Source organism: Cupriavidus sp. 8B, from assembly GCF_054589115.1.
The window spans coordinates 1-2,947 of the sequence record NZ_BAAILO010000355.1 but is presented as its reverse complement, the minus strand read 5'-3'; the positions used below and the strand labels follow the sequence as shown (position 1 = coordinate 2,947).

The window sequence follows — 2,947 nt, the reverse complement described above, 5'->3', positions numbered from 1 at the left end:
GGCCTTGGCCGTATCCGTCATGCCACGATTCCGAATGGCGGGATGCGCCGGTCGGACAATCGCCGGTGCCGGCCCGCCCTCCACCACATGGGCCAGCTCGAGGAAGGACATGCCGGTGTACCGGCAAATGAGCAGGATGGCGTCGCCTGCCATCGGGTTGCCATTGGCACACTGCCGGCATACCCAATCGCCACGGCCGCTTTTGTTGTCGTAAGTAAAGCGGTCATTGCCTCCGCACATCGGGCATGGACCAGGCTTTCCGGTCAAGAACTGCTCCGGCAGGTACTGCAAGACCAGCGCGTCCCATTGGTCTGGCGTCCAGTTCTTCGTGAAGCTACTCATTTTCATTGGATGCACTCCGGTCGGAATGGTTGGTCGATGCCTGAGACAGGCGGGGGAAGTCGCTTGCTCAAAGGACACTCCGGCCGAGCCAGAGGGTCTTTTCAGCATGGCGAATCGCGAGGGGGGTCGGGATGGGCTGCCCGGAGCCGGGCTGGGAGAGGAAGGAGCTACTGCCGCCGGCGAAGGCCGGCAGCAGTAGCTATAAAGCGTGAGGATGAGGCGAGACGGGCGATTACCGCCGATTAGTGCATCGGCGCGCCGTCGTAGCGGAACGGAATCCCATCCAGCGCCGCGGGACGCATGAACGGGATATCGTCTGAATCGTCAAAACCCCCGCCAGAAGCGGGAGGCTGCTGACGCGGCGGGGCACTTTCGCGCGGCTGTGCGCCCCGCTGTCCTTGCACCTGGCGGCCGGGCTGCTGGCCTTGCGACTGACGCGACGGCTGCTGGCCGTAGCCATCATCGTCACCGGCGCTGCCACCCTGGCGGTTGCCAAGCATCTGCATCTGATCAGCAACGATCTCGGTGCTGTACTTTTCCACACCAGACTGGTCGGTCCATTTGCGGGTACGGATGCGGCCCTCGATGTAGACCGAAGAACCCTTCTTCAGGTATTGGCCCGCAATTTCCGCGAGCTTGCCGAAGAACGAGATGCGGTGCCACTCGGTGGCTTCCTTCATCTCGCCGCTGGTCTTGTCCTTGTAGCGATCGGTAGTGGCCAGACGAATGTTTGTCACGGCGTCGCCACTCGGTAGATAGCGCGCTTCAGGGTCGGCCCCAAGGTTGCCGACCAGGATGACCTTGTTAATGGATGCCATAGAACTTCTCCTTTCGAATCAATGTGAACGGGTAATCGACCACAGCCATTTGTCCCACAAGACTTGTTGACCGTTCTCGTCGAGCTTCGGCTTCCCCGATTTGCGGTGGAAAGCCGGAACCTTGACCTTTTGCAGCCGCCGCACTTCGACGGGGTCGCCAACCTGGCAATGGGCTTCGGCGATGGCTTCCTTCAGCCCCTCGCCTTGCAGCGTCTCAATGCCCGTCGCCGTTTCCAGCTTCAGCGCAAACGACGTGTAGGTGCGTCCGACTCGCTTGCGGTCGGCGAACTCGGCCTCGCCCCAGAAGGTGATCGTGCCACGATGCACTGCGGTGCCCGACTCGCGCCGCGCTGTCGTCCGGGCAGCCGCTGGTGCGGCACGCTGGACGTCGCGGGACGGTTCACGGCGGGATTGGCTTGCGCTGTCGTCGCTCGGCACTGCGGCTCGCGCCGCCGGCGGGGCGTGTGCGCGAATCGCTGCGGAGATGATGGAGGAAAGGGTCTCGCCGGGATGCTCTCCCAGCACGCTCCAATACGGCACCGGATCGGGAAGCAACTTTTGCCCGAAGGGCGTCGCGGTCGGTCGCGGCTCGAAGGCAGCAACGAAGTGAACGATGCGCTCGCCTTCGTCACGGAAGAGATTCGGCACGCCGCCGATCTCGATGTGGACCTCGTTTCCCGAGCCGGTGCCAACTGCTTGCTCGTTGGGCGAATCGGGTTCAGCTGCTCGAGGCACCAGGGCGTCCTGCAACGCGCCAAGGAATCGCTGGATGAAAGCCACGGCAACTCCTAGAGAAGCGTGCCGCAGTGCATCCGACGAACTTCGTCCAGATCGCGCCTGAGGCGGTCGTGATTGAGGATGATGTCCTGCAGGACTTCGGGATTGACGCCGGTGACGGCGCATACATAGGCATAGGGCAGCGCCCCGTCCCAGTAGCCGAAGATCCAGCCAAGCGTCATGTCGAAGTCATCCTTCTCAACGGCTTTGCCCTGCATGCGCGCGCGCAGCAGCTCGGCGCAGTCGGAAAGCGACTCGGGAAGGTTGTCACCGCGACGGCTGTCGCAGGCGAGACTAATGAGGGCGTCGATCATCTGTTCGCGCACCGCCTCGCTCCAATACATCGGATCGGGCAATGGGTCTCGCTTTGGGGGATCGATCTTGACAGGTGCCGCGTCCCCGAAGAAATCGAGTTGCCAGGCGGCGGGTTTCATTTCCATAGGGTTCTCCGAGCGGGAACCCTATTGCCCACCTGCCGGTGGGAACGAGGTTCCCACGACAGGTGGATAGGGCCGCCCTCATGGGAGGGCGGAAAGGGTCAGGCGCGGCGACGGGCCGCTTCCTGACGGTTGAACGGAACAACGACAGGGGACTTCGCGTACGCAGGCGCTTGGGGCACCGACGCTGGCTCAGTTTCCGCGGAAGCAGTTTGCGACTTCGGCATGGCAGCATCACGGGGCGTCGGCACAACGTGCGAACGACCAATGAACTTGTGAAATAACCACGACCCCGCAACGAGCAGGAGGAACAGACCGCAAACAACGGACTGTGATGCCACATAAACCGCCATCAGCGTGAAGAACAGGCGGATAGGCGAGCGCATCAGGTTAGCCAAGGACTCCATGGTTTTCTCTCTCTTGAAAACATTAAATGGGATTTCCCGACAGAAAGGTCGGGCGATTATTCGATGCTCGGATGAGCAAGGAATCCTTGGAGCGGCAACGCGCTTGCCGGATGCTCTGGCATCAAGCAAAGGCGCTGCGCAAGGAATCGGGAAGGAGAACTACGGG

5 protein-coding genes are annotated in these 2,947 nt (G+C 62.1%); all 5 read right to left on the bottom strand.

Going from position 1 to position 2,947, the window contains the following annotated elements:
• A partial coding sequence (locus tag ACYP5B_RS34090; protein ID WP_459572569.1) for a primase-helicase zinc-binding domain-containing protein occupies positions 1-348 on the bottom strand: 348 nt, incomplete at its 3' end.
• Between the two features lie 236 nt (positions 349-584).
• On the bottom strand, positions 585-1,160 hold the full coding sequence (locus tag ACYP5B_RS34085; protein WP_459572568.1) for a single-stranded DNA-binding protein: 576 nt from the start codon (positions 1,158-1,160) through the stop codon (positions 585-587).
• A gap of 18 nt (positions 1,161-1,178) precedes the next feature.
• Entirely contained in the window at positions 1,179-1,940 is a 762-nt protein-coding gene (locus ACYP5B_RS34080) for a hypothetical protein (protein WP_459572567.1), read from the bottom strand.
• Between the two features lie 8 nt (positions 1,941-1,948).
• On the bottom strand, positions 1,949-2,377 hold the full coding sequence (locus tag ACYP5B_RS34075) for a hypothetical protein (protein WP_276286867.1): 429 nt from the start codon (positions 2,375-2,377) through the stop codon (positions 1,949-1,951).
• 98 nt (positions 2,378-2,475) lie between these two features.
• A complete protein-coding gene (locus tag ACYP5B_RS34070; RefSeq protein WP_276286868.1) occupies positions 2,476-2,781 on the bottom strand; it encodes a hypothetical protein in 306 nt (101 codons plus the stop codon).
• Positions 2,782-2,947 lie beyond the last annotated feature (166 nt).

What these genes read in the sequence shown, in the direction of transcription:
- ACYP5B_RS34085 (WP_459572568.1), bottom strand. Translation starts at nt 1,160, where the DNA reads ATGGCATCCATTAACAAGGTCATCCTGGTCGGCAACCTTGGGGCCGAC.
- ACYP5B_RS34070 (WP_276286868.1), bottom strand. Translation starts at nt 2,781, where the DNA reads ATGGAGTCCTTGGCTAACCTGATGCGCTCGCCTATCCGCCTGTTCTTC.
- ACYP5B_RS34075 (WP_276286867.1), bottom strand. Translation starts at nt 2,377, where the DNA reads ATGGAAATGAAACCCGCCGCCTGGCAACTCGATTTCTTCGGGGACGCG.